This window comes from Methyloceanibacter sp. (genome assembly GCF_051306395.1).
GTDB lineage: Bacteria > Pseudomonadota > Alphaproteobacteria > Rhizobiales > Methyloligellaceae > Methyloceanibacter.
The window spans coordinates 1-2,244 of record NZ_JBPPND010000247.1 but is presented as its reverse complement, the minus strand read 5'-3'; the positions used below and the strand labels follow the sequence as shown (position 1 = coordinate 2,244).

The window sequence follows — 2,244 nt, the reverse complement described above, 5'->3', positions numbered from 1 at the left end:
GCCCGAGAACAGATCGTTGCGAAACGTGTGCTCGGATAGGTCGAAGATGGCGGCCAGATGCGTCGGCGGGTCGAGCTCGCCCGTCTCGCGGAGCAGCTTCCACAGCATGCCGCAGAAGCCGTGCACCGCGCCGACGGGCAGGCCGTCGGAGGGCCGTGTTAGCGGCGGCAGCGCGTGATAGGCCCGGAAGATATAGCCGGAGGCGTCGATCAGGTAGACGTGGTCGCCGCGCGCCACGGGCTTGCCGGCGGCGGATTGGGTGGTCTTTTGGCTTGTCATGATGCGGCGAATATAGGGACTGCGACCCCTTCAAGGGAGTCGCTTCGCGGCCTCATCCACGGCCCTCTGACGTCTAGCGGGTCTTGGCCAGCTCGGGCTTCTCTTCGGCGGCTTTGCCCGGCCGCTGGTTGGTCGAGCCCGGCGCGAAGGCCTTTTCGGGGCCGCCGAAGGTCTTCTCGATGTAGTCGGTGAAGTACTTGTCGAGGAAGGGGAAGGCCCGGGCGAAGCGCGTGAAGTCCTTCTGGGCAATGAACAGCAGAAGCCCGTCCTCCAGCGCCTCCACGAGGCCGGTCCGCAGCTCCGACTTAACCAGCACCCGCTCGCCGAAATGCTCGCCGGGGCCGAACACCTTCTCGAAATGCTCGCCCGTGTCGGGATTGTCGATGGTCAGCCTGAAGGCGCCGTGGATCACGGTATAGAAGCCGTCGATCAGCATGCCCGGTTCGAACACCCTGTCGCCCTTCCAGAAATGAATGTAGCGGGTGGCCGGTGGCCGCATCCTGAGCTGCACGAGGTTGGGCGGCATGATGGCGTTGAGCAGCCAGTTCACGCCGACGCGGAACTTGGCGGCGAAGCCGGGCAGGAACGACAGATAGAAGCCGCGCCACAACAGCCAGGCCAGCAGGCCCGACAGCTTGATCCCGTAGACGTCGGCCACGGCCTTGCTCATGCCGAGCGAGGCGAGCGAGCCCTTGGATGTGTAGGCGAACGGCTTGAGCTTCTCGCCCTTGAGCTTGGCCATGATGTTGGCCGCGAGCTGATAGCCCTCGCGCACGGCGAACTGCGCGGTTTGCGTAGCGTAATCCGCCGGGTCTTCTTGCGGATTGTCGCTGAGCGGAATGAGCGCCGCGTCGCCGAGCGCCCAGACATGGTCATGCCCTTGCACGCGCATGAAGCGGTCCGTCACGATGCGGCCCCAATGGAGATCGAGCCCGAGCATCTCCACCAGCGGATGCGGCCCGTTGCCGATCGTCGCCACGACCGTCGACGCATTGAGAGTGGCCCCATTGGTGAGCGCAACGCCTGTCGATGTTGCCGACTTCGTGCCGACACCGGTCAGAACCTCGATGCCTTGCTTCTTGAGCTGCTGCGTCGCGTAGGTGGCGAGGTCGGCCGGGAAGGTCGGGAGGATGCGCGGCGCATACTCGATGAGATACGTGCGGATCTCATCGACCGAGATGTTGTGATAGTAGGGCAATGCCCGGCGGATCAGCTGGCGCATTTCCGCCACGGTCTCCACGCCGGAGAAGCCCGCGCCCACCACGATGAAGGTAAGCAGCTGCTCCTTCACCACGCGCTCGGTGGTGACGTCGGCAGTTTCCAAGCATCCGATCACATGGGTGCGCAGCATGTGCGCGTCCGTGAGATCCTTCATGGTCAGCGCGTGGTCGGCCATGCCGGGAATGCGCTCGAGATCGACGCCGGTCCCGAGCGCGAGCACCACCTCGTCATATTTCAGCTCGACGGGTGTCATCCGCGAGCCCTGCATGACGATGACCGACTTCTTCTTGAAGTCGATGCCCATGACGCGCGCCTGGCGCACCTGGACGCGCGTCAGGAGCTGCCGCAGCGGCACCACCGCGTCGGAAGAGTTGATGCTGGAGGACGCCACCTCGGCCAGCAAAGGCTGGAACACGAAGTAGTTGTTGTTGTTGATGAGCTCGACCTCGACCGTGCCGCGGCCGAACTTCTCCAGAGACTTCGCGGCGAATACGCCGCCGAAGCCGCCGCCGAGCACGAGGACTTTCTTCTTCTTGTCTGACTTTTCTTTGCCAGTCATAGGCTTGCCCAGCCTTTGCGTCGCTTGATCAAATACCTACGCCAATGCCCCGGCGCGTCAAGTCACGCGTGGGGCCCGTCAACCGCTTAGAGCCCGCGCGTGGCACGGCGGTGAACCGCCGAACGGCGCAGGGCTAAACGAGGAGAAGGGAAGGATTAAGGTTGCCGGCGGGAAGGGCTCAAGCG

Annotated in this window: 1 protein-coding gene and 1 pseudogene; both read right to left on the bottom strand. The window is 64.2% G+C overall.

What is annotated here, in order from left to right:
• Window positions 1-279 (bottom strand): annotated as a pseudogene (locus ACSLE4_RS13055) (hypothetical protein); the annotation flags it as partial.
• A gap of 73 nt (window positions 280-352) precedes the next feature.
• Complete coding sequence (locus tag ACSLE4_RS13050) at window positions 353-2,059, bottom strand: FAD-dependent oxidoreductase (protein ID WP_435904872.1); 1,707 nt, start codon at window positions 2,057-2,059, stop codon at window positions 353-355.
• Window positions 2,060-2,244 lie beyond the last annotated feature (185 nt).